At 27.6% G+C, this 24,621-nt stretch carries 19 protein-coding genes, 2 tRNA genes and 1 pseudogene; 12 read left to right on the forward strand and 10 right to left on the reverse strand.

The genetic code is table 4. From position 1 onward, the window contains the following. Positions 1-16 precede the first annotated feature (16 nt). The 4 genes from ACT1UH_RS00660 (at position 17) to ACT1UH_RS00675 (ending at position 6,013) form a co-directional block, all read left to right on the forward strand. A complete protein-coding gene (locus ACT1UH_RS00660) occupies positions 17-2,293 on the forward strand; it encodes a hypothetical protein (RefSeq protein ID WP_444705054.1) in 2,277 nt (758 codons plus the stop codon). Positions 2,294-2,363: 70 nt separating this feature from the next. Further along, entirely contained in the window at positions 2,364-3,872 is a 1,509-nt protein-coding gene (locus tag ACT1UH_RS00665; RefSeq protein ID WP_444705055.1) for a hypothetical protein, read from the forward strand. A 122-nt stretch (positions 3,873-3,994) separates the two neighbouring features. Beyond that, positions 3,995-5,782, forward strand: a complete 1,788-nt coding sequence (locus ACT1UH_RS00670) for a hypothetical protein (RefSeq protein ID WP_444705056.1) — start codon at positions 3,995-3,997, stop codon at positions 5,780-5,782. 155 nt (positions 5,783-5,937) lie between these two features. Beyond that, positions 5,938-6,013, forward strand: a tRNA-His gene (locus ACT1UH_RS00675). A 4-nt stretch (positions 6,014-6,017) separates the two neighbouring features. Here ACT1UH_RS00675 and ACT1UH_RS00680 read toward each other — a convergent pair. Next, positions 6,018-6,596, reverse strand: a complete 579-nt coding sequence (locus ACT1UH_RS00680) for a thymidine kinase (protein ID WP_438340723.1) — start codon at positions 6,594-6,596, stop codon at positions 6,018-6,020. 110 nt (positions 6,597-6,706) lie between these two features. Between ACT1UH_RS00680 and ychF the strand changes: the two genes are divergently transcribed. The 3 genes from ychF (at position 6,707) to ACT1UH_RS00695 (ending at position 10,396) form a co-directional block, all read left to right on the forward strand. Continuing rightward, the gene (ychF, locus tag ACT1UH_RS00685; RefSeq protein WP_444705057.1) at positions 6,707-7,810 is read left to right on the forward strand and encodes a redox-regulated ATPase YchF; all 1,104 of its coding nucleotides are present in this window, start codon (positions 6,707-6,709) and stop codon (positions 7,808-7,810) included. Between the two features lie 283 nt (positions 7,811-8,093). After that, positions 8,094-9,572, forward strand: a complete 1,479-nt coding sequence (locus ACT1UH_RS00690) for a putative cysteine peptidase (protein WP_444705058.1) — start codon at positions 8,094-8,096, stop codon at positions 9,570-9,572. After that, on the forward strand, positions 9,572-10,396 hold the full coding sequence (locus ACT1UH_RS00695) for a hypothetical protein (protein ID WP_444705059.1): 825 nt from the start codon (positions 9,572-9,574) through the stop codon (positions 10,394-10,396). Before ACT1UH_RS00690 ends, ACT1UH_RS00695 begins: the two co-directional genes overlap by 1 nt. A gap of 288 nt (positions 10,397-10,684) precedes the next feature. Here ACT1UH_RS00695 and ACT1UH_RS00700 read toward each other — a convergent pair whose 3' ends face one another. From ACT1UH_RS00700 to ACT1UH_RS00735, 8 genes and pseudogenes are all read right to left on the reverse strand, one after another. Continuing rightward, on the reverse strand, positions 10,685-11,161 hold the full coding sequence (locus tag ACT1UH_RS00700) for an IS256 family transposase (RefSeq protein ID WP_444705176.1): 477 nt from the start codon (positions 11,159-11,161) through the stop codon (positions 10,685-10,687). A gap of 96 nt (positions 11,162-11,257) precedes the next feature. After that, positions 11,258-11,611 (reverse strand): annotated as a pseudogene (locus tag ACT1UH_RS00705) (transposase); the annotation flags it as partial. Between the two features lie 212 nt (positions 11,612-11,823). Beyond that, on the reverse strand, positions 11,824-13,317 hold the full coding sequence (locus ACT1UH_RS00710) for a hypothetical protein (protein WP_444705060.1): 1,494 nt from the start codon (positions 13,315-13,317) through the stop codon (positions 11,824-11,826). A 292-nt stretch (positions 13,318-13,609) separates the two neighbouring features. Continuing rightward, positions 13,610-14,677, reverse strand: coding sequence for an alanine/ornithine racemase family PLP-dependent enzyme (locus ACT1UH_RS00715; RefSeq protein WP_444705061.1), 1,068 nt, complete (start codon positions 14,675-14,677; stop codon positions 13,610-13,612). Between the two features lie 387 nt (positions 14,678-15,064). Then, a tRNA-Trp gene (locus ACT1UH_RS00720) sits at positions 15,065-15,138 on the reverse strand. Positions 15,139-15,159: 21 nt separating this feature from the next. Further along, positions 15,160-16,305 (reverse strand): methionine adenosyltransferase, encoded by a 1,146-nt coding sequence (gene metK, locus ACT1UH_RS00725; protein WP_444705062.1) that lies wholly within the window; start codon positions 16,303-16,305, stop codon positions 15,160-15,162. Between the two features lie 224 nt (positions 16,306-16,529). Then, entirely contained in the window at positions 16,530-17,510 is a 981-nt protein-coding gene (asnA, locus tag ACT1UH_RS00730; RefSeq protein WP_444705063.1) for an aspartate--ammonia ligase, read from the reverse strand. 72 nt (positions 17,511-17,582) lie between these two features. Then, positions 17,583-18,779, reverse strand: coding sequence for a phosphoglycerate kinase (locus ACT1UH_RS00735; protein ID WP_438340731.1), 1,197 nt, complete (start codon positions 18,777-18,779; stop codon positions 17,583-17,585). Positions 18,780-18,906: 127 nt separating this feature from the next. On the opposite strand from ACT1UH_RS00735, the gene ACT1UH_RS00740 reads away from it, so the two are divergent. The 3 genes from ACT1UH_RS00740 (at position 18,907) to tuf (ending at position 21,407) form a co-directional block, all read left to right on the forward strand. Further along, the gene (locus ACT1UH_RS00740) at positions 18,907-19,305 is read left to right on the forward strand and encodes a hypothetical protein (protein WP_438340732.1); all 399 of its coding nucleotides are present in this window, start codon (positions 18,907-18,909) and stop codon (positions 19,303-19,305) included. A gap of 18 nt (positions 19,306-19,323) precedes the next feature. Further along, positions 19,324-19,896: a diadenylate cyclase gene (locus tag ACT1UH_RS00745; RefSeq protein WP_438340733.1), complete on the forward strand. Its 573-nt coding sequence runs from the start codon at positions 19,324-19,326 to the stop codon at positions 19,894-19,896. A 317-nt stretch (positions 19,897-20,213) separates the two neighbouring features. Then, a complete protein-coding gene (gene tuf, locus ACT1UH_RS00750) occupies positions 20,214-21,407 on the forward strand; it encodes an elongation factor Tu (RefSeq protein WP_438340734.1) in 1,194 nt (397 codons plus the stop codon). Positions 21,408-21,460: 53 nt separating this feature from the next. On the opposite strand, the gene ACT1UH_RS00755 is transcribed toward tuf, so the two are convergent. Next, complete coding sequence (locus ACT1UH_RS00755) at positions 21,461-22,855, reverse strand: DNA recombination protein RmuC (protein ID WP_444705064.1); 1,395 nt, start codon at positions 22,853-22,855, stop codon at positions 21,461-21,463. A gap of 122 nt (positions 22,856-22,977) precedes the next feature. On the opposite strand from ACT1UH_RS00755, the gene ACT1UH_RS00760 reads away from it, so the two are divergent. Then, on the forward strand, positions 22,978-23,724 hold the full coding sequence (locus ACT1UH_RS00760; RefSeq protein ID WP_438340736.1) for a hypothetical protein: 747 nt from the start codon (positions 22,978-22,980) through the stop codon (positions 23,722-23,724). After that, on the forward strand, positions 23,724-24,620 hold the full coding sequence (locus tag ACT1UH_RS00765) for a Cof-type HAD-IIB family hydrolase (RefSeq protein ID WP_438340737.1): 897 nt from the start codon (positions 23,724-23,726) through the stop codon (positions 24,618-24,620). Before ACT1UH_RS00760 ends, ACT1UH_RS00765 begins: the two co-directional genes overlap by 1 nt. Position 24,621 lies beyond the last annotated feature (1 nt).

The following is a 24,621-nucleotide window of genomic DNA, read 5'->3' on the forward strand; positions in this document are numbered from 1 at the left end:
AAATAAGGAGTACGTAATGAAGTCTAGTAAATTATTAATTGCATTATGCGGAGCCAATGTTGGAACTATTGTCGCAGCCGCGGGAATATCAATCTATACTGTACAACAATCTATGCCTAGAAATGTTTTAATTCAAAAGATTGATCAATATGAAAAAGAATTAAAAAATAATATTTCGTTTAACGAAAACCAGAAGACAAAAATTAAGCAGGCAATAGAAGCTGCCAAGGCTTTTCTTTCTGGCACTTCTTCACAAAACTTAAATTTTGAAAATGCCATTGCGCAATTAGTTAATTCTGTTGAAGAAATTAAACAAAATCCAAATACTGAAGAAATGGATATTGACAAGTTAAAGAGGTTTGCAAAAAAATCGTATAATAACAAGTTACAAGAAGCTAAACAATTACAAATACTATTATCATATCCAAGGTATGAAGCCATTAAATCTAGACTTGATTTATTTATCTATGAGTCAACAAAAAATATAAATGATGGCAGTTTAAAAAGCGACTATGACGAAGCAAAACAAAAACTAGAAGTAGCGATAAAAGAAGCTATACAAGCTAAACAAGAAATTGATACTCTCGAAAATATTAAAAATGATTTTAATGACAAAGTTAAAGAAGCAAAAGAACTATCAAACAAGCTTTTAGCTAATAAGTATTATGATGTTAAAGCAAGATTGGATCTATCCATCAAAGAAATAACTAATAATTTAAATAACAAAAGTAAAAAACATGATTATGATGAAGCTAAAATTAAATTACAAATGGCAATAAATGAAGCTTCGAAATTAAAAGAGCAAATTGATTTGGAAGAAAAGAATTTATTGGAAGCTAAAAATAAATATGAAGAAAAAATTAGTGAAGGAGATAAATTATCAAAAGAACTTGATGGTGATTTATACAAAGATATTAAACAAAAATTTGATGAATCATTTAAGAAATTAAAAGACCAAGTTACAAACAAGAGTACTAAACAACAATATGATAGTGCTACAAAGTTAATAACTGAATTAATAGAAAAAACTAAGAATGATAAAAAAACAATTGATGATAAAATACAACACCAATTAGAAGAACAACAACAGATTTTTTATAATAAATTATCCAATGATTTTCTTGATATATATGATGTCGAATTGGCTGGTGACAAATATAAAGATATAAAAGATAAATTACAGGAAGAAGTTCAAGCGATTGTTAATAGTGTTGGTGATAGCAGTACCATTGATGATTTTAAAGAAGCAATAAAAAAACTAGAAGAAGCTTTTGACAATGCAAGAAAAGCAAAAATGGAACTTGATAAGCAAACCACACCAAAGGTTGATGCCAAAAAAGATTATGAAGAAAAATTAAAGGAGGCTGAGGAATTATCAAGTTCTCTTAAGGATGCTAAATACGAAAATGTCAAGAAAAAATTAGATGATTCATTAAACCAAATTAAAACAAAGATTAATGATAAAACTACTGATCAAGAATATAAAAGTGCAACTAAGGAATTAGAAACTGCTATCGAATCTGCTAATAATGAAAAAAAGGAAATAGATAAAAAAGAAATTTTAAAACAAAAAATTGATGAAGCAAAAGCTGAATTTAAAAAACTTGAAACTGAAATTACTGAATTTATTCAAAAATCATTAACAAAGCCTGAGCATACTCAACTTAAGATGAAACTTGAAGCTGAATTAGAAAAAAGCAAAAATGACATTAATAAAGAAAATTTAACAGCCAAAAAAATTCAAACAATTACAAAGAAACTTATGACTTTCTTTGAACAAATTAAGAGAGAATCTCAAAAAAGCGAACAGGCATCAGAAAATTTAAATCCAGAACAACAAAAAATAGTTGATAAGATTAAGGATAAAACAATTATAAAAGAAGCTGCCGTTACCGAGGATGTAAAAAATTCAATTATTGAAATATTTAAAAAGAAATCTAGAGTTAATGAAGAAAAGGTAAATTATTACTTTGGATATATAAGTTTTGATAAAAAAACTCATGATTTTAAATTCTCAGAAAAAAGACCAAAAGGAAAGATTAAGGCGAAAAATCTTGGCCATGAAATATTTGCTAGCGAATTCGTTAACTTAGTATTAAAGAAAGAAATTGTTTTTCCAACTTCATCTAAAGCAAGCAATGCTAGAAAAGCTTTATCGCTTGAATTAAAAGAAGACGGAACTGTCGTATTGCCCTTTAAATTTAACGGACATGAAAAAATTTATGAAATAGTGTTATTCAAAAGTGATGAATTAAAGAATATGCTTAAAACAAATCCTAGCATTGTAGAATAATAACAGTTTAAATGATTTAATAAATTTGATTAGTAAAATTTATTTTTAAATTTAGGGAGATTATAAAAAAATGAAAAAGTCAAGTAAATTATGAATCACGTTAGGTTCTATTACAGGCGCAGTAGTTTTACTTGCTACCGGTTTATCGGTTGGTTTAGTTATGAAAGCAAAACCAAAAAAAGAATTAGCACAACAAATTCAAGCTTTTGAATTAGAATTAGAATCTAATAGTAAGCTTAACGAACCGCAAAAAACCGAGATTAAAAAGGTAATTGATGATGCTAAGAAAGTGTTAAATTCTGACAAATCATCAAATATTAATTTTAGAGAAGCATTATCAAAACTCGTTAGTCAGGTTAGTGAGATTAGGAAAAAAAGCTTTGATTCAAAACCTGATTTATTATTAAGCGAAGCTAAAAAAATATATGAATCTAAATTGAATGAAGCCAACGAATTACTAACTACGCTTTCAAAAGATGAATATAAAGAAATAAAAACAAAATTGGAATCATCTATTAATTTAGCAAAAAAAGAAATTAGCGATAAAAGTACAAAAGAACAGTATGAAAATGCTACTAAATCATTGATAAGTGCTATTGAAACTGCTAATAGTGAAAAACAATCAATTGATGTTCATAATTTAAATAATTCTAATAAAAATTTAGAAAATGCTAAAGAAGAATATAACGAAGTTATTTCTAAAGCCAATGAACTAATTAAAACATTAGAAGCAAAACCTGAATACGCAACTATTAAGAAGACATTAGAAGAAAAAGTTAATAAAAATAAAAAAACGATAACTGAATCAAGTTCTAAGGATGAATTTCTTGCTGCCACAAATGAAATTAATGACGCAATTAATCAAGCTAAGGCAGAAAAGAAAAAAATTGATAATAAATCAAAAACTGATGATACTAAAAAAGCAGCAAAAGACGATTTTTATAAATTAGAAAATGAAATTAAAGAGTTTATTAAGACATTAAAAAAACCTGAACAAGATGGTCTTAAAAATAAATTAGAGGCCGAGTTAAATAAACAAAAAAGTATTGTAGATCAGGAAAATACAACTTCTCGCAAAGTTAAAGATATTACTAAAGGTCTTAAAAATTTCTTTGAACAAATCAAAAGAGACGCACAAAGAGCAGATACTACAGAAGAAACTTTAACAGCCGAGCAAAAGGCATTAGTTGAAAAAATAAAAAATAAAACAATTTTAAATAATAGCACCATTAGCGAGGATGTTAAAAAAGCTATTATTGAAATATACAAATCTCCTAAAAGTCATGATAGAAATGAACATGTGAGATACTTCTTTGGCTATTTAAGCTACAAGAGGCCAACAAAAGGACAAGAACCAATCTTGCAATTTTCTGAAAATTCAAAAGGAAAAAAGAAAGATCTTGGAAATTTATTTGCTAAAGAATTTATGGATTTAATAAACAGAAAAGATGTCTTATATGCCGGTTCAAATAGCAGAAGAAAAGCGTTATGTCTTGAATTAAAGGAGGATGGCAAAGTTGTTCTACCTTTTAAGTTTAAAAGGCAGTGACAAGATATATGAAATAGAACTATTTACTAGCGATGAATTAAAGAAAATGACAAATAACTAATTTAGTTATGTTATAAATTAGATAAAACCTGTACAATAAGTGAATTGCACTAATAATAATTTTTGCGCTAAAAATGTGGGAGAAAATTAAAATGAAAAAATCGAGTAAATTACTAATTTCGTTAGGTTCTATTAGCGGTACAGCTGTCGTGATTGCAACCGGTTTATCAGTAGGGATCGTGTTACATGCTAAACCTAAAAAAGAGCTATCTCAGCAAATCGAAACCTTTGAGCAAGAATTAAAATCTAATAAGAAACTTAATGATTCACAAAAGTTAGAAATTAAAAAAGCTATCGATAACGCTAAAAAGGTGCTAAATTCTGATAAGTCAACAAATTCCAATTTTAAAGATGCATTATTAAAGTTAGTTAGTCAAGTTAGTGAAATTAAGAAAAATACTATAGATGTAAAAAATAATAATTCATTAGAAGCTGTTAAATCCTTATATAACACTAAATTGGATGAAGCAAATAAGTTATTATCCTCGTTGCTAGATGATAAGTATAAGGAAGCTAAAATTAAACTTGAATCATCTATTAATACTGCTAAAAAAGAAATTTCTGACAAGTCTAGTGTTGAGCAATTCAAGCAAGCAGCAAATAAAATAGCCAATGCTATTGATACTGCTAAAGAATCCAAACAAATGATAGATGGACAACACGGTAGTGATAATACAGATAATATTTTAGAAAAAACAAAACAAGAATATAAAAAGCAAAAAGATATCATCGATGATCAATTAACATATTTGAGTGGTCCTAAGTATGCGGAAATAAAGTCCATGCTGGAAAAGGAAGTTAATGAAATAGTTAAAAATATTAATGATAATAGTACTGCTGAACAATTTGAAGCAGCAACTAAAAAATTAAAAGATGCATCAGAAAAAGCAAAAAAAATGGCTGAACCAATCGATGATGAAATCGAGGCAAGAGTTGAATTTGATAATAATCTTAATGCCGCTAAAAAAATAAGCAAGGAATTGGAGTCAGATTCTAGATATAAAGCAATAAAGGATGAATTGGATAAAGTCATTCAAGAAAATGAAAATGCTATTAATGATAAAAGTACTAAGGAGCAAATTGATTCTATTTCATCAGTATTAATTGAAGCTACACTTAAAGCCAAAAATGCAAAAAGGGATATTGATGATGCACAACAAGAAAAAGATTCTAAGCTACAAGCACTAGCCTCATTCAATAAAATAGCTAAAGAAGTGGAAGATTATTCAAAAACTCTTACTAACCAAAAACATGATGATATTAAAAAGCAATTAGACGATGAATTAAAAAAACAACAGGAAGTTGTTAAACAAGATAGTTCAGATTTTGAAAAAATAGAAGATGCTACCAAAAAATTGTCTAATTTACTTGAGCAAGCAAAAAACAACTTAAATAAAAATACAGATGCCAAGAAAAAACAACCGGATGCAAATGTCGAGGAAAATCTAACTGAGGAACAACAAAAAATAGTTGATAAAATAAATAATAAGTCAATTGTATCAACTAGTTCAATTACTGATGATGTTAAAAATGCAATTATTACTATATTAAAAGGAAATAGTAGGTTGTCAAATGAAAGAAAACATCACTACTTTGGCTATGTTACTTTTGATCAAAAAAATGATTTTATGTTCTCCGAAAAGAAACCCAACAAGAAAAACAAAGCAAAAAACCTTGGATCAGGAATTTTCTCAAAGGATTTCGTTGATCTTTGACGTAAAAAAGAAATACTTTTTGCAAGTAATTCTAATAAGAAAAATAGTAGAAAAGCACTTTGCTTAGAAAAGAAAGCAGATGGTAAAATTGTTCTTCCATTTAAGTTTAAAGGTCACTCTACTATTTATGAAATTGAACTTTTTCAATTAGATACAAAAGCTTAATTTATCAAAAAAACACGCAAAATAAATGTGTGTTTTTTGATTGCGACTACTAAAAACTCAAACTTATAAAATTTGCTTTACATTGTAGATAATAAACCTAAAATTTGTAAAAAAACGTTTATTTATGTTAAAATAATAAAGCAATTTAGAAAATGGCGTTCGTGGCGAAGTGGTTAACGCTCCGGGTTGTGGCTCCGGCATACGAGGGTTCGATCCCCTTCGAACGCCCCATTTTTTATTTTATTTTTTGAACATTTTCACCTAATAAATGACACTTACGACATCTAGCTTCATATTCATTGTAATTACCTAATAAATTTAAACTCTTATTTTTTATTTTTCTATATGAAGTAGTTGCAACATTTTGACATATTACGCAAATAGCATGCAATTTAGTAATTGTTTCAGCAATAGCCATTAAATTAGGCATCGGTCCAAAAGGTTGACGTCGATAATCTTGGTCAAGTCCAGCAATTATTATTAAATATCCCTTGTTTGCCAAATCATCGGCCACTGAAATTAAATTATTTCCAAAAAAATGAGCCTCATCAATTAAAATTGCATCATATTTAGCTTTGTCAAGCAATTCATAAATATCTTCAATTTGTTTAATTGAAAAAGTTCTTTCTTTTAATCCGCAGCGACTTACTATTTCGCTATCAGAAAAACGATTGTCATATTCAGGCTTAATTACTAAACTATTAAATTTAGCATATGATAATGTTCTTAATCTTCTTAGTAGTTCCTCGGTTTTCCCACTAAACATGGGACCTGTGATAATCTCAATCATACCTTTTGAGAATCTTTTATACATAATAAACCTACCTTAAATTCTGTGAGTTATTTATTGTTATAATAATAAATTATTTTCTTATATTACATTAAAATTATTAGTATAAATTTTTTTCTTTATCGGAGGTTTTTATGTCATTAAAAGCAGGGATTGTGGGATTACCAAACGTTGGAAAAAGCACACTTTTTTCAGCCTTAACATTAAATGAAGCAGAGTCAGCTAATTACGCATTTACTACTATTGAACCTAATATTGCAATAGTTAATTTAGAAGATTCAAGATTATATAGTTTAGCATCTCTTGTTAATGCTAGAAAAATTGTTCCAGCAACATTTCAATTTGTTGATATTGCCGGACTTGTCGAAGGGGCCTCGAAGGGTGAGGGATTAGGTAATAAGTTTTTATCTAACATCCGTGAAGTGGATGCAATAGTACACGTAATTAGATGTTTTGAAAATGATGATATAGTTCATGTGAGAAATCATATTGATCCATTGGCCGACCTAAAAATAATTAATTTGGAACTAATTTTAGCAGATTTGCAGATGGTTGAAAATGTTCTAGGACGTATTGGCAAAAAGGCAATTAACTCAAATGATAAGGAATTAAAAAAAGAATATGAACTTTTGGTTAGAATTAAAGATTATTTATCTGATGAAAAAATGCTAAAGGATATTGACTTTTCATCTGAGGAATTGGCAATTATTAAAAATTATCAATTTCTTACAATTAAGCCTACTATTTATGTTGCTAATCTTGATGCAAATTCATACAAAAATCTATCAGAAGCAAAACATTTTTTAAGATTAAAACAAGAATTAGAAAAAAATAATGAATATATAATTCCAATTTGTATAAAAATTGAATATGAAGTATCTAGCTTTTTAAATGAAGAAAAAACAATGTTTTTAAATGAATATAATATCGATAAATCCGGACTTGCCGAACTTATATCTAAGAGTTTTTATTTATTAGATCAAGCTACCTATTTCACTGTTGGAGAAGTTGAAACAAGAGCTTGAGTGTTTAAAAAAGGAATGAATGCAGCTGAATGTGCCGGAATTATTCATACTGATTTTGAAAAGAAATTTGTTAAAGCTGAGGTTATTAAGTGCGATGACTATATTGCTTGTGGTGGTGAAAAACAAGCGAAAGAAGCAGGTAAAATGATGCTAGAAGGCCGAAATTATCTAATGAAGGATGGAGATGTTTGTTATTTTAAGATAGCTAAATAAAATTACAAAAGAAATTTTCATAATGTATTTGTTTATTAAAGACATGGATAATATATTAATTTTTATTTAATGTTTTAATTTTTAAAATATTAAATTGTAAGAATGAAGTATTTTATTAATGAATATTTTATAAAAAATAAAGGTTAATAATAGAACCAATAGGCCTAAAACTAGTTAGGGTTTTGGGTCTATTTTTTGATATTAAATATGTATTTTTTTGTAAAAAACGCCTCATTTATTGTTGAAAAAATTTAAAGTTTTAAAATTAAGTTAAGGGGGATATATGAAAAAGATAAGTTTTTTACTAGGATTGCCGCTAGTGGTTAGTCCAATATTGGTTATCTCTTATACTAAAAATAGTAACAATACAGATGAAGCATTAGAAATAAAATATAAGGAAAAAGTTGGTGCTTATTGTTTGTGCGATTTTATAAGACTAACAGGGCGACAAGATACCAAAATTAAATTTATATCAGGTAATTTTTTTAATATTGATAAATATAACTATATAGTCGGCTATGAAAATGGTGGTTATTCAATCTTTGATCATGGTAGAGAAAAAATAGTAGAAGTTAATCCTTATTATATTTTTACGCCAGAAATGATGCTAATGTTTCCTAATAAGGATACAATAATATTAAGAAATAGCGAAACATCATTTGATTATACAAATATTCGCGATAGGGATAAACCATTTCCCGGTGACGTTCATAGGCCTATTAAGAAAACCAAAAATGTGACCGATGATTGAAAAGATCAATCTAAAAAAATTGAAAAAAATTTTAAAAATGTTAATTTTAGCAATTTTAATATTTGGAATTTAAACACCGTAAAAAATTCTAGTTTAACAGATTTCAAGAAAAATGGTATAAGAAATGAATACAACGGTTTTTTATATGCTGATGATGAAATTAGGTATTCATGATTTTTTAAATCAAACAACAATAAGGTTTTTGGAATTAATGATGCTAAATATTACACAAACGAAGAAGACTGAGGTGGAATATGCGGCTATATTGCCATAAATCAGATGATACTTTATAATAATTATTTTTTAAATCCTAGATATTTAGGATTTCAAGAAGAAGAAAAATATATAGATAAAACAGAATCCTTTGATGCAGGAATAATGTATGATTATGACTCAATGCCATGGGAAATTATAAATGGTGACCTTGTTTATGATTATGAGTATGAAAAAACTCATCAGCTCAGAACATATTTTGCCAATTTAACTAATAATGAAAAAGTTAAATATTTAAAAGAAAATTATTTTTCTCCAAAATTAAATGATGTTTATATGAAAGATCTTTTAGAAAAATTTAAATTCAAGAAGGGTACAACATACTGAAATAGGAAAGACATTATTAAAAATCTATTAAACAAAAAATATGTTGATTATACATTTAGTTATTGATATAACAGAAGCAATAATATTGTAAATTTTATTAAGGATAAAAAAATACCAGCATTTCTAGTTTCGGATACAAGAGAATTTAAGAATGGTGGATATGAATTGAATGGCGAATCTTCGCATATTTATGTAGCTTATGGAGTTTATGAAGATGGAAGAGCACTAGTTAATTTTAATTGATATGACCAATGAAATCAAGTTATTATTGATACAAACAACATTAAATGGCTTGAATATTTAGAAAATAAAGATCAAGGTGAACTAGGAAAATATTTTTGGGATGGTGCTAATTTTGTTACTGGAAGTGAAATTACAGAAAGATTAAAGGATTGCGAGTTAATAAAATAATGAAAAAGAAAACAAAAATTGCATTAATAGGCGCGCTGGTGCCAACTGTTGTGATTGGTGCTCCATTGCTTGGCTTTAGCATATATTCGGTGATAACACATTTAGATCGTCTTAATATGCCAATCGGACCATCAATGCCTCATAGAAATTATTTAGAAGATGTAACTCTTTATAAGGATGCCTTTAAGGGCGATAACATTTTAATTAAAAATCCTTTTAAAAAATATGAATTTAAAACCTCTAATAAAATAGAGGAAGTTAAAAAATATATAAATAGCATTAAGAAAGAGGGTTTTTATGTTATCCCATTGAAAATTAAACTTATAAATACATCAAAAGATAATAAAGGAGATTTTAGAGAAGAATTTGAAGAAAAAATATCAAATTTAAAGGATATAGTGCTATTTTATCTTCCTAAAAAAATGATTACTCAATTTCTACCCTATGGGTTTGAATTTGAGCAATGATATGCTACACCATTTCAGGATTTAGAAGATTTTAAAATTTTTAAAACAAGCTCAGAAGACACTTATAAAGACGTAACAAATTGAAAAAAAACAATTCATTCACCTTATCCCAGTTTTTTACAAACAAGATCTTTTCTTTCAGCTATTAATAAACATAAGGTTAAATATAATGATAAGGAATTGGACATTGCAGATATTATAATAATTGGAATAGATAACGATAAAAAAGATGCAACTTTAAAAATTTTTATAAATAGATACATACCTAGTGATTATTCAAAAATAAAGGAATATGAAGAATTGGAAGCAAAGGATGGTAGCAAAAAAGAGATAAATATTTATAATTTGCATTATTAATAGGTAGTGTAGTAAATTTTGTGTAAATTTATTTCTTGCTTACTTTTTGAGTAAGAGATTTGAGAATAGCTTACATAAATCTAAATTTATTATTCAAAAATAACCAAATAACATAACAAAATCGGAGAATTTAATCTCCTAAATGTTATTTGGTTATTTTAAATTATTATTATTATTATTATTATTATTCGAAAATTATTTGCAATTGGTTATAAACAAACCTCTCAGTTAGGAACGGATTTACCTCATTTTTCAACTTGATTTTGAATTGCAAAATAAACTTTTTTATTAAAGAGTCATCAGTAGGAAATGAAGTTTTTTAGAAATTTTTCTAATATTTCTATTTAAATTTTCAATAACATTTGTTGTATAAATTAGTTTTCTAATTTCCGCTGGAAAATTAAAAAAAGTAATTAATTCATCGAAATTATTTCTTCAACTTTTGACTGCATAATTATATTTAAAATCTCATTTTTGTTCAAAAATTTCAAGAAACCTTGAAGCCTCATCCAGGTTGCTGGATTTATAAATATTTTTCATATCTTGGGTAAATTCTTTTAAATCTTTATAGTTAACATGTTTTGTCGAATTTCTTATTTGATGAACTATGCACTTTTGAATTTGTGTTTTAGAATAAACAGCTTTGATTGCTTCGTTAATTCCCGCTAAATTATCACTCGCCATGAGATATATCTCATGAACCCCCCTTAATTTAAGGTTATTTAGTACTTGAATTCAATATTTTGCACATTCAGATTCCCCAATTTCGAACCCAAAACATCCTTATATCCTTCCAAAGAGTATCTCATAACTATGTAAACTGACTTTTTAACAAGTTTATTTTCTTCTGTAACTTTAACCTTATTCCATCAATAAAAACCATGGCATAAGTTTTTTTAAGGGTCTATTTCTTCATTCCGTTATGTGTGGAATTATCTTATCAGTTACTCTGCTAACAAAAGCAGCATCAACTTCAACTCCGTACATTTCCTTAAGAGTTTGAGATATATCTCTCGTTGAAATTCCTTTTTAATAAAGACCGATAATTTGGCTTTCAATTTTAGAAATATCATACTGGTATTTTGGAACTATTGTTGGTTCAAATTCAGAGTTTCTATCCCTCGGAATTTGAAGTTCAATTTCACCTAAATTTGATCTTAGATTTTTAGAATAACTACCATTTCGATAGTTATCTTTTATCGCTTTTTCATGCTCATATCTATCGTAACAAGGTGTTTTTTCATTTCTTCTTCTGGTATTATTTGAATAAGATCTTTGGTGTTTTGCTTAATAATTTTGCAAATCTTTCATTAATTAGCGTGAAAAATGAGCCACCGATATTTTGAATTTGTTTAATTATACATTTTGCATAATTTCTAATAAAAAAATATAAAAAAATAGCTCTACTTTAGGAATAGAATAATTTATTATAAAATTACAATTTTATTTATATCTCTTCTTATTTTTTCTAAATCTTCATTAATTGATCGCATTAAATCTATTTCTCTTTGTGAAATAAGACCAGTTTTAACAAAAGATTCTAAAATTTCTGTTTTTTTAGATAACATTTGATTGTAGTAATATCCGGATTCTTGATGTTTCACAATTTTTTTAACCACCGATATTTCAAGAGGAAGCTTTTTACTATATGCTATTTTCTCATACATTTGAATGTCATTTTCATTTAATTCAAAAGCTTTATATCTTTTATTGTTTATGTGAAAATAGTATTGTTGATCTGCACCAATCATAAAAGTTGCATCATTTTTTGATGTGACTTTTATTTTTTGATTTTTTTCATTTTTAGGAATATATTTTTTATTTTTAAATGTTACAATTCCATTAAAAATTTGTCTTTTAATTGGCAAATCAAAATAAGCTTCAAGAGTTGCACTGTTTGGTTTTCTAAATTCATTTTTTTCAGAATCGGTAATTGATTTTCTTGTTTTTATATCATTAAGCATTGCAATAATTTCGTGTCTATATTTATTAGCGTCTTGGTTTGTTTTAATATTTCTATCTTTTAAAAATATTGGAATTCTATTATGTGCAATTCTCCAAAAACTTTCTATATGTGGTTTTTCATTAGATACTGATGTTGTTATAAATTCAGTACCTAATTTTGTGACTGCATCATACAAAATAGCGCTAGATTCAAGACTATTATGAAAATTCATTCTATTATCGCTAATCATTACTTTTGGTATCCCATATTTATTAATCATATCTTGAATAATAATTTGATAACCTTTTACTGATTCGGCTTTTTCGTCAAAATAAAGTGATAAAACTTTTGAAGTTGAAACATCGATACATGCAACAATTGTTCATAAGGTTTGATCAACATAAAAATGAATAAATCCATCAAGTTCAACACATTCACCCATATTTACTAATTTTCTTTTTGAGATCATGGTTGGTTTTGCAATCTTTTCTTTAGGCAAAATATTTGGCTTATAAGGTATATATTTTTTTACAAAAGTTTTTTGTCTTTTTATTGTATTTTTATGAGCAAAAGCACTTAGAAATCCGCTTTGCGTAAGTCTTCTTGTTAATTGACTATATGATATTTTTACATTAGCTATTCTCTCATAAAACAAACGGTAAGACATATATGAATTACAAGAACTATTTTTTGTTCCAGCAATTAATTTTTCACTTTCGTATTTTTTCCCATAATTGATAATTAAATCATTACTGTAAATCTTTTTTCTATCGCCTCATTGATTGCCATGTGCTAAATTAACCTCTTTTTTGCATAATTTAGCATTTCTTAATTTTTGTTTTAATCTTTTTATGGTTGATATTGAACATTTTGCTTTTAAGGATAATTGCTTATTTGTTAAATTAGAATATGTAGTTATAACATCTAATTTTCGTTTTCTATTTAATTGAAAATAGTTTAATTCTATTTCATGCATAATAAGACCACCTATAACATTTTACTATATATGTTAGGTGGCTCATTTTTGTTGCAATTTAACGGTTTTGCTTAATAATTTTGCAAATCTTTTCCTAAGTTGCTGGTTTATATTTATCATATAATTCTTTTGCACTTAGCATTTTAATTTCTTTTTTGGCATATTAAAAAATCTTCTATATAAATATTTTAATTTTAAATATTTGCTATTAGGAGATTTTTACACAAAATTATCTACAGTTCCAAAAAATCTCTTTTTCAATAAGTTTGGTTATTTCTTTACAAAAATTAAACTATTTTTCAAATTCTTTAATTACATATGAAGAATTGAATAGATATAATAAACTTCCTCAGTCAAGACCAAAAGTAACGATGTCACCGGCTTTATATTCAATATTTGAATCTTGAGCGTTGATAATCATATGATCTGAAGATCCACCTAAAATTTTTAGTTTTTCATCATATGGGATCATGGCATCAAACATTGTATCCAATTTACCGATTGCCAAAATAATTCTTTTTATATCACCAATGTCTTCAAAATAAGGAACATGTCCAAACGCATCAATTCCACAAGCACCAATTGGCATTGAGCTTTTATAATCAACTTCAACAACTTCAACTTCGCATCTAAATGCATCACGATACATTCCATCAATTGTTTGACGATACATATCTTCAGTACCAAAAATCATTGCAAAACCCATTCTTAAAACATTGATTTCTTCTGGCATACGATTTTCTCACACCATATGTAAACTTAATGAGTTTCCGCCTGACATATGAGTTAATTTGATATTAAATTCACTCTCAATTTGATGTTGGATTTCAACGAATTGTTTCATTGTTTCATCTGATGGTATTCTAGCACCATAACACCCAAAATTGCATCCTAAACCAATTAATTTAACACCTTTCATTTCATTAATTAATTTAGCTGATTTTAAAGCATCTTCTGGCAAAACACCTTCTCTTCTATCACCTAAGTCCACCATTAAAACAATTTCATGTGGTTTTTTATTGTTTTTTAAACAATAATCACTAATTTTTTTAATAACATCTAAATCGCCATTTAATGATGAATCACATAATTCAATCATTTTTGGTATTTCAGAAATCATTGGTATTCTTAAAAGTTGTTTGTGACCTGGTATATCCTTATATATTTCAAAATTATCTAGCCGTGAATCTCCAAAGTTTTTTATGCCGGCCTCAGCATATAATTCCGCCATTCTTCTATTTCCGCAAAAACCTTTAGTTACTGCTAAAACTTCAATATTTTTAACCTTGCAAATTTCGATTGCTCTTCTAACGTTAGTTTTGAATTTAGTTTCATTAATAATAATTTTTGGGTATCCCATTTTTATTCCTTTGTTTTAATTTAATTCCTATATTATTTGCTATTTTTAATAATTATAAATTCTTTTTTGCCATTTCTTAATAAGGCATATTTTTGTTCGTAATTTGTAAATTCTCAATCATTTTGTAACATCCTATAGTTTAAAATCATTATAGGAGGTAATGTGAAATATAAAAAAATAGAAATCCGGAATTTAACAGATTTTGAGAAAAAAAGATATTTAAACCGATATAACTAATTAAAAAATTAAAAATAAACCTAATCGCCATAAAACATGAAGTTAGCCGTTTTACATATCCTATTAAATCTATTAATAAGAAATGCTTTACTTTTTTAAAAAACAAGATACATTTGTAATGCATCTTGTTTTATTAACAATTTTATGATATGGCAGGGGATGCAGGAATCGAACCCGCACAAATGGGTTTGGAGTCCATTGTTCTACCATTAAACTAATCCCCTAGACACATATAAAATTATAATTTATCTTTTTATATTTTTAAAGAAATCTTTTATTTCATTTATTTTGTCAATTTTTTCTCAACTTAAATTAAGGTCATTTCTACCAAAATGACCAAAAGTTGCGGTTGGTAGAAAAATTGGGTTTAATAAATTTAGTGTGTTTATAATTCCTTCAACACTTAAATCAAATAATTTATAAACGGCATTAATTATTTCCTGTTCTGTATATTTAGAAGTACCAAAAGTCTCAATATAAATTGATTGTGGTCTAGGCAATCCTATGGCATAAGATAATTGGATTTCCATTTTTTTTGCAATGCCAGCAGCAACAAAATTTTTGGTTATATATCTTGCCATATATGCTGCAGAACGGTCTATTTTGGTTGCGTCCTTACCTGAAAACGCCCCACCACCATGTCTTGCAAAACCACCATAAGTGTCGACAATTATTTTTCTACCAGTCAAGCCAGTATCTCCGGTTGGCCCCCCTATTACAAATCTACCGGTGGGATTTATTAATAATTCATAATCTAAATTGAAATTATGTTCTTTTAAAACATAGTCAACGATATTTGTTTTTATAAAGGTTTTAAATTTATCATAATTAAAATTTTCCTCATGTTGAATTGACATTAAAACTTTTTTAATAGTATATGTATTTTTTTTATCATCATATTCAACTGTGACTTGGCTTTTCATATCTGACTTTGCATATGGAAATTTTTTATGTTTTCTTAAATTTTCGGCACGCTTTACTAATTCATGAGCTAGCACAATAGGTCATGGCATATAATACTCATTTTCGCAAGTGGCATAACCAAACAAAATCCCTTGATCGCCAGCACCTAATTCTTTATTGTTGTCCTTGTTTACTCCCTGAGCAATATCAGGACTTTGTTCAGTAATTGCGTTAATTATTTTAAAATCGTTTTCCTTATAGCCTAAATTTTTAAGTATTTTTCATGCTTCCTTAATAGTATCAATATAACCTTTTGTTGAAATTTGGCCACCAATATATATGAGGTCATCATTTGCTATAACGTCACATGCTACTCTTGAATATTTATCTTGCTTTAATAAGGCATCGACAATTGCATCTGAAATTTGGTCACAAATTTTATCTGGGTGTCCCGCACCCACAGATTCGCTTGTTAATAATCTCTTCATTGTATTTCTCCTTTAAATTTCTATAGCTATAATTAAAAACATAAAAAAACAACTCTATTTTATAGGTTGTTTTTTGACTAAATAAACTTACAAATGATACATGTTAGATTTTTTACAAAAATCTCTGACTATCCACCTTATTCTATATGAACAGGTTGGCATGTTTCATCGCCGTCAAGCTAACAACTCTTTATGTATTTTAATTATGATAAAAGTATATCATTTTATAAGAGAATTATGCCATTTTCACTGATCGTTTTTTTAGTCTCATCATTTCAAATGCTAACTTGAACTTCACCAATATGTCTTTTTTCTAATAAAAACATTGCAATTCTTGATTGCCCTAGCCCCCCACCGATAGTTAAAGGTAATTTGTTTTCTAAAATAGCCTTATGATATGGACTTATTTTTGCTATTTCATAGTCATTTAGTTGATATTGTTTTCTTAGTGAATCACCATCCACTCTAATTCCCATACTGCTTAGTTCCAAAGCGATATCGTTGATTGAATCATAAACAATTAAATCACCATTAAGCATCCAATCATCATAGTCCTTAGCTCTTTTTGAATGTGGCTTATTATCATTTAATAGATAACCAATTTGGTAAATAAAAATAGCTTTGTGTTCTTTTACTATCTCGTATTCTCTCTCCTCAGGCGAAATATTTGGATAGAGATTATATAGTTCATTTGAACTAATAAAGAAAATTTTTTCTGGAAGTTTTGTTGCGAAAATTTGATAAATTTTATTAATGGTTTTTTCTGTTTCTTTGAGGCATTTATATATTTTTTTAACAACCTTTTTAAGAAAACTAATATTACGATCCTTTTTATTTATAACTAATTCTCAATCTCATTGGTCGACATAAAAAGAATGGGTTTTATCAATATTTTCTTGTTGTCTTATTGCGTTCATATCAGTATAGATACCTTCATAAACGTTAAAATTATATCTTGCCAGGGCATCTCTTTTTCATTTTGCTAGTGAGTGAACAATTTCGATATCTTCATTAATATTTTTAGGTCTAAATATAACTGGTTTTTCTCCTGAGAGACCATCATTTAAGCCACTACTACTTCTTAGAAACATAGGTGCCGATACTCTTGTAAGATTTAAGGCTCTTCTTAATTTATGTGAAAAAACGTCTTTTAGTTTTTCAATCGCAAACTGAGTTTCTTTTAATGTTAAACATGTTTTTTTCATAAAAGAATTTTAACAAATTAAAACAAAAAAGTCCATTGAAAAATGAACTCTCTTTTAATTTATATTAAACTATTACTCTTTATCTTGAATTGCTTCAAAACCGGGCATTTTATTACCTTGAATGAATTCGATAGAAGCTCCGCCACCGGTTGAAATAAAACTGAATTTTGATTGGTATCCTAGTTTGTTAATAGCAGTTACTGAATCACCGCCACCGACAACAGAGTAAGCTCTTTCATTATTTGCAATAGCTATAGCAATACCTTTTGTTCCATTTTCAAAGTTTTTGAATTCAGTTACTCCCGCAGGTCCGTTTCAAAATATTGTTTTTGCGGAAGCGATAATTTCGTTAAATAGCTCAACTGATTGTGGGCCAATATCTAATCCCATATATCCATCAGGAATGTTGATATTATCTTTTGTTGTAAATAAAGGAGTTTTATCAGCGAATTCATCAGTGTAAGCATTGTCAATTGGTAAAACAATTTTGTCCTTATATTCAATTAAATATTGTTTTGCCATTTCTACTTTGTCATCTTCACAAATTGATGTTCCCACTTTGTGACCTAATGCTTTTTGGAAGGTATATGCCATTCCACCAACAACTAGAACTTTATCAGCAACATTGAATAATTTTTCAAGTACCTTGATTTTGTCACTAACTTTTGCTCCTCCAATAATAGCAACATATGGTCTTTCGAATCCATCTAATATTTTAGATAAGTGTAAAACTTCATTGTTCATTAATAAACCAAGTGCTGATTCCTTGATGAATTTTGCAATACCTGCCGTTGAAGCATGAGCACGATGTGAAGCACCAAAGGCATCATTAACATAAACATCTCCTAGGCTAGCTCAATATTTTGCTAATTCTTCATTGTTTCCCGATTCAGCCTTATCATTTAAATCCTCAAAACGAGTGTTTTCTAAGAAAATAATTTCTCCGGGTTTTAGGTTTGAAGCTGCCTTTTTAACTTCTTCACCTCTAGTTTCAGGAATAAAGTCCACTTTTTTGCCTAGAATTTCAGAAAACTTTTCTACAACAACCTTCAACGATTTATTTAATTTGTCTTCAGGAGCTTTTATTCTTCCTAAATGTGAAAGCATAATTAGTGATGCGCCATGGTCTAAAATGTACTTGATTGTTGGCAATGCTGCATCAATTCTTTTCGTGTCCATAACCATTCCGTTAGAAACAGGGACATTAAAATCAACTCTTAGAATTACTTTTTTTCCTTTAAGTTCAATATCCTTGATTGTTTTTTTCATTTTATCTCCTATATTTTTTAGTAATTTAATATAAAATTTTTATTAATATATGTGTAATTATAATAAAATAATCTTAATTAATAATCAAACATATTAAAATGATGATTTATTGATTGTTAGGAGAAAGATGGCTCAAAAACAAAAAGATACAAGAACCCTGAATTATGATCCTGAGAGCGATAATATCTCAAGAATCATTACTGAATTTCAGTCATATAAGAAGAATGCTAAATTTTTTAAGGATTATTCTGAGATGGAAATTTTTAATTATTTTCAAAAGATGAGATTTATGAATATTATGGATGAAAGAAATAAGGAAATAATTAAGCAAGCCCAGAATAGACAAACACAATTGCAAATGAAGTATCAAACATATATTGAGTTCGATAGATGATCTGATTCTCCACAGGCAACACAAGCAAAACCAATTAGTAAACTAAGAAGAATTTTGGCAATTATTTTTGTAATAATTATTCAAATCATTGTCTTGATAATAATTATTAAATTAGCAAATGGTAATTCATAAAATTAGATGAGGTTTTTAATGGTTGAATATATTATTTTATTTTTTGTAATCTTTATTTCGGTTGTTTTATCAGTTAATTATATTATTAACATTGTAAATGCTAAGAAGAAAAATAAGTCTATTAAAAAGAGTCTTGGAAGCTCAACTAAAATTAGAATAATTTATCAATTGAGAGAAGCGCTAGAGAAGCTTTCGGCAACAAAAACTGGTGCAATTATAACAATTGAAAATAATGATAATTTAGACCCACTAAGAACAGATGGAATTATTTTGGATGCGAATATTTCTTCCTCGATCTTAATTTCTATTTTTAATAAACATAGCCCCTTACATGATGGCGCGGTTATTATAAGAAATAATAAAATTTACTATGTTGCTACATTTTATAAAATAACTAAGAAGTCAATTGATAATAAATATGGTGCAAGACATCGCGCCGGAATGGGAATTTCTGAAATGAGTGATGCTTCAACATTAATTGTGAGCGAAGAAAACGGTGGTATAACGCTTGCTGAAAATGGCGTACTACAGTCTGTTCCTTTAGAACAATTGCAAATAGTTTTAGGTAGAATTTTAAGGGATTCTAATTAATAACTATTAATTTAGTATTATTATATTTTGTGATTTTTTGATAATTAAAAATGAAAAAACGACTTAAATTAAATTGAAAAATTTATATTACTTTTTTAAAGTTTTTATAATAAAAGTTTAAAAAAATTTTAAAAATTTTTATTTTTGTTAAAATTATTTCATTACTTATTTACTTTAAAAATCAATGTTAAACGCCTTAATTTGGACAGGACATAGATGAAAGGCTATGCTTAGGTGGTTAAACGCGTTTAATCTTAAAGATTTTAATATCTATAAAAAAATTAAAAATTTATATAGTTAACTCGAAAGGAAAGAAAATGGCAAAAGTAGATTTTGACCGTTCAAAAGCTCACGTTAACGTTGGAACAATTGGTCACGTTGACCATGGTAAAACAACATTAACAGCTGCGATAGCAACAGTTTTATCTAAAAAAGGTTTATCAGAAGCTAGAGATTACGCTTCAATCGATAATGCCCCAGAAGAAAAAGCACGTGGTATTACAATTAACACCTCACACATCGAATACCAAACAGAAAAGCGTCACTATGCACACGTTGACTGTCCAGGTCACGCTGACTATGTTAAAAATATGATTACAGGTGCCGCTCAAATGGATGGTGCAATATTAGTAGTTGCTGCTACTGATGGTCCTATGCCTCAAACACGTGAACACATTTTATTGGCAAAACAAGTTGGTGTTCCTAAAATTGTTGTTTTCCTAAACAAAATTGATATGTTTAGTGATGATGAAAGAGAAGAAATGATTGGTTTAGTTGAAATGGATATCCGTGGATTGCTAAACGAATATGGTTTCGATGGAGACAATACACCTGTTATTGCCGGTTCAGCTCTTAAAGCATTACAAGGCGACGCCGCTTATGAGCAACAAATTATGGACTTAATGGATGCTGTTGATACATACATTGAAGAACCAAAACGTGAAACAGAAAAACCATTCTTAATGGCTATTGAAGACGTTTTCACAATTACAGGACGTGGAACAGTTGCAACTGGTAGAGTTGAACGTGGTGTTTTATCACTTAACGAAGAAGTTGAAATTGTTGGATTAAAGCCAACTAAGAAAACAGTTGTTACCGGTATCGAAATGTTTAGAAAGAACCTAAAAGAAGCTCAAGCTGGGGATAATGCTGGTTTATTACTACGTGGTATTGATAGATCAGAAATTGAACGTGGACAAGTTTTAGCAAAACCTAAAACAATCGTTCCTCACACAGAATTTGAAGCTACAGTTTATGTTCTTAAAAAAGAAGAAGGTGGACGTCACACACCTTTCTTCCAAAACTATAAACCACAATTCTACTTCCGTACAACAGACGTTACAGGTGGAATTGCATTCATCGGACAACGTGAAATGGTTATGCCAGGGGATACAGTTGAATTAAAAGTTACTTTAATTGCACCTATTGCTGTTGAAGAAGGAACAAGATTCTCAATCCGTGAAGGTGGTAGAACTGTTGGTGCCGGAACTGTAACAAAGATTACAAAATAATTTTAGTTTGAAAAATATGCTGCACAATATGTGCAACATATTTTTTTATTTTTTTAAATGTCATCAGAAATTAGGGCATTTATTTTATTTTTCTTCTTTTCAGTGGTTTCCTTTATAACGGGGGCAGGAATGCCTAATTCATTAGAGTTTTTGCTAATTTTATTAATGACTTCGTTTGTATATTTATATGCTTTTCCAATCTTTTTAGATGCTTGTCCAATAGATTCTAAACCATCAATAATATTGTTATTAACAACATTGTATTTATTTTGAATTTCGATAAATAAATCTTTAATTTTTTCAATATCTTTTGCAACTCTATAATTTTGGTTTTGAACAGAGTAACTATATATAAAAGCCATCATAAAACTTGGGCCTATTATTAATATTTTATAATCATTGAATATTGCGGGTATAAAGTTATTGTCTTGAATTAATGTTAGGTGTATGCTCTCAGATGGCAGAAATAATATGGCAAAAGGTGTAGTATTATGATATGGTTTGATATATTTATCTCTAATACTTTTAGCCATTTCTTTAAGTTTATCTCTTAATTTTTTAAGAGCATCCTTTTTATCTACTTCATTTTCCTTATCAATATATTTATTTCATGTATCTAAAGGAAATTTGCTATCAATCGGAATAATGATTTCTTGTTCTTTGCCATCAATAATATTTTTTGACCTAATAACAAAATCTACTTTTTCATCACTTTTTGGATCAATTTTATATTGTTCAAATCAGAGATTATTTTTAAGTGACGGAAAATGGTTTTCTAAAATTTGTCTTAATGAGAATTCACCAAAATTTCCTACAGTTTTATTGTTCGAGAAGGCTTTGTTAAGATCAATAACACTTTTTTGAATAGTGCTAAATTCAGTCATGCCTTTGTTCATTTCATCCATCGAGCTCTTGATATTATTAAAATGTTCATTGATTTGTTTTGTTAATTTATCTTCAAAGTGTTTATCTATTTTTGTTTTAATTTCTTCAAATCACTCACGATTTCTTTTAGTTATATCTTCAAGTTTTGTATTAACATTTTCTCTTAAAACATTTGATAATTTATTTAGATCTTCATTTTGAACCTTATTACTTTCTTTTATAACACTAGCTATTTGAACCAAATTATTGTTGATTATTTCATTATAAGACTTTCCAAATTCATTTATTGTTTTGTTTAATTCATTTTTTAAATTATTTATTTTATCACCAATGATTTCAGCTAAAAAACCTTTTTGATTTAGTTCTAACTTATCTAATTTTATTTCAATATGGTTATTAATTTCATTTAGATGGTTTTGGATTTCATTTTTTATAATTTCATCAGTTTTTGTTTTTGCCTTTTCAGCTCTTAATCTTTGTGTGATTAAATAAGATAATATGGAAACTATTCCTATTAGTGCTAATGCACTAATTACAATCAAGGCAATTAAAAGATTATTCATATTTTTACCTCCTTATTTTTAGAATAATGCTATTAATAATTTAAACATAAATAATGTAATATTTTTTGGTTATTTCAAATATTCAAAAAATAGCCTTAATTATTATAAAATTTATTGTAATTATGAAGAAAATGCAAAAAAAAATATTTCTATCATCATTAGTTACATTACCTGTTTTTGCAACTGCACCATTAGTTGTTTCATGTAAAAATAAAAATCAAGTTGAAGAAGATAAAAGCCTTGAATTTAGTGCTATTAAACAAAAATATGAAAAGCTTAATTGAGATGATTTTCTTTTGGCTAAAAAAGTAAAAGATGAAAATATTTCTTATAAGGATTATACTTATGAATCATTCTTTGAGTGGGGTAGTGAAAAAGGGTTAAACGCCTTGGATAAAATAGAAATAAATGGTAAAAGTTCTGATTTAACATCAAAAGAGTCACAAGCGTTGGATAATAATATAACTGCTAAAAAATATATTTCTAAGGATTTTATTGATCTTGTTGATAACTATAATAAAACAAAAAATGATGATGAAAAATTGATAGTAATTTTGAGAAGTCAAAAACTCCCCTTGCCTGAAGCAGCCATATTAGTTTGAACTTGGTTAACAAAGAAAAAATATTTAAAAGAAGCCAAAAAAATTGAGGAATTAAAAAATATTAGTAGCAACAAGATTGTTCTATATGGCCATTGGTTTTATAATAGAGAATATGATAAAAATAATGATAGCAATAAAAAGTGGAAAATTGTTGGATATGTTGTCCCCACAATTAGCTTTAGTGCATTATTTTTATATATAATAATAGCAATATTGGTTAAGCGCAAGAAAATAGCTTTTAAAGCTAAGAAAGGAAGAGCTAAATAATGTATGCAATAATTAATAACAAAAAACCTGTTATTTTTAGCGATGTAGATGGTACGCTATATCGAAATTTTGATTTAAGACCAGATACCGAATATGATATTAGGTTTGCTATTGATAATGGTGCTGATTTTAACATATGCACCGGAAATCCGGTGCAAGAGCGCATGTTAAATTTAGCTAAAAGACTAAATGTGAGATATCTTCTTTGTTCATCTGGTGCTGAAATATATGACGTGAAAAAAGCAGAGATTATTAAGAGCTGAAATATTGAATTCTCTTATTTAGAAGAAGTAATTAAAATTGCAAATGAGTTAAATTTACAAGTTATTTTTTGAGATGACAAAAATTATTTTTATCTAAAAGATGAAAAGATTATAATTGACGAGGTTATAAATTATCATTTTGTTAGTGACAAAAATAAGAAAATGATACCTAAATTATGGAAAGGCGAGTTTATAAAACCTATTAAAATTGAGTTGTATGCCATTGACGATCAGCCATCAACAACACTATATGAAAAAATATATGATAGTATCAAACACCTAAAAGATAAAATGGAAATTATTGTGACCCATTGCAATATAGAAATTAATTCGTTAGGAGTTAATAAAGGAAGTGCCGTTAGATGAATGGTTGAAAATATTTATAGCAATGAAGAAGTAATGCTAAAAGAAGTTATGACTATCGGAGATAGTAATAATGATACCCCGATGTTAAAACTTACTGATTATTCATATGCAATGGATAATTCATCTAATGAAGTATTAAAAACTGCTAAACTTTTTACAAGTGATGTAGCACAAAATGGGTTAGGGGAAGCTATTTTGGACTATTTATATCGATTAAAGAATATTACAAGAAAATATATGTTTCATGAATTTATAAAGGAGAAGTAAA

It is taken from the genome of Mycoplasma sp. 332, assembly GCF_052378275.1.
Taxonomy (GTDB): Bacteria; Bacillota_I; Bacilli_A; order Mycoplasmatales; family Metamycoplasmataceae; genus Metamycoplasma.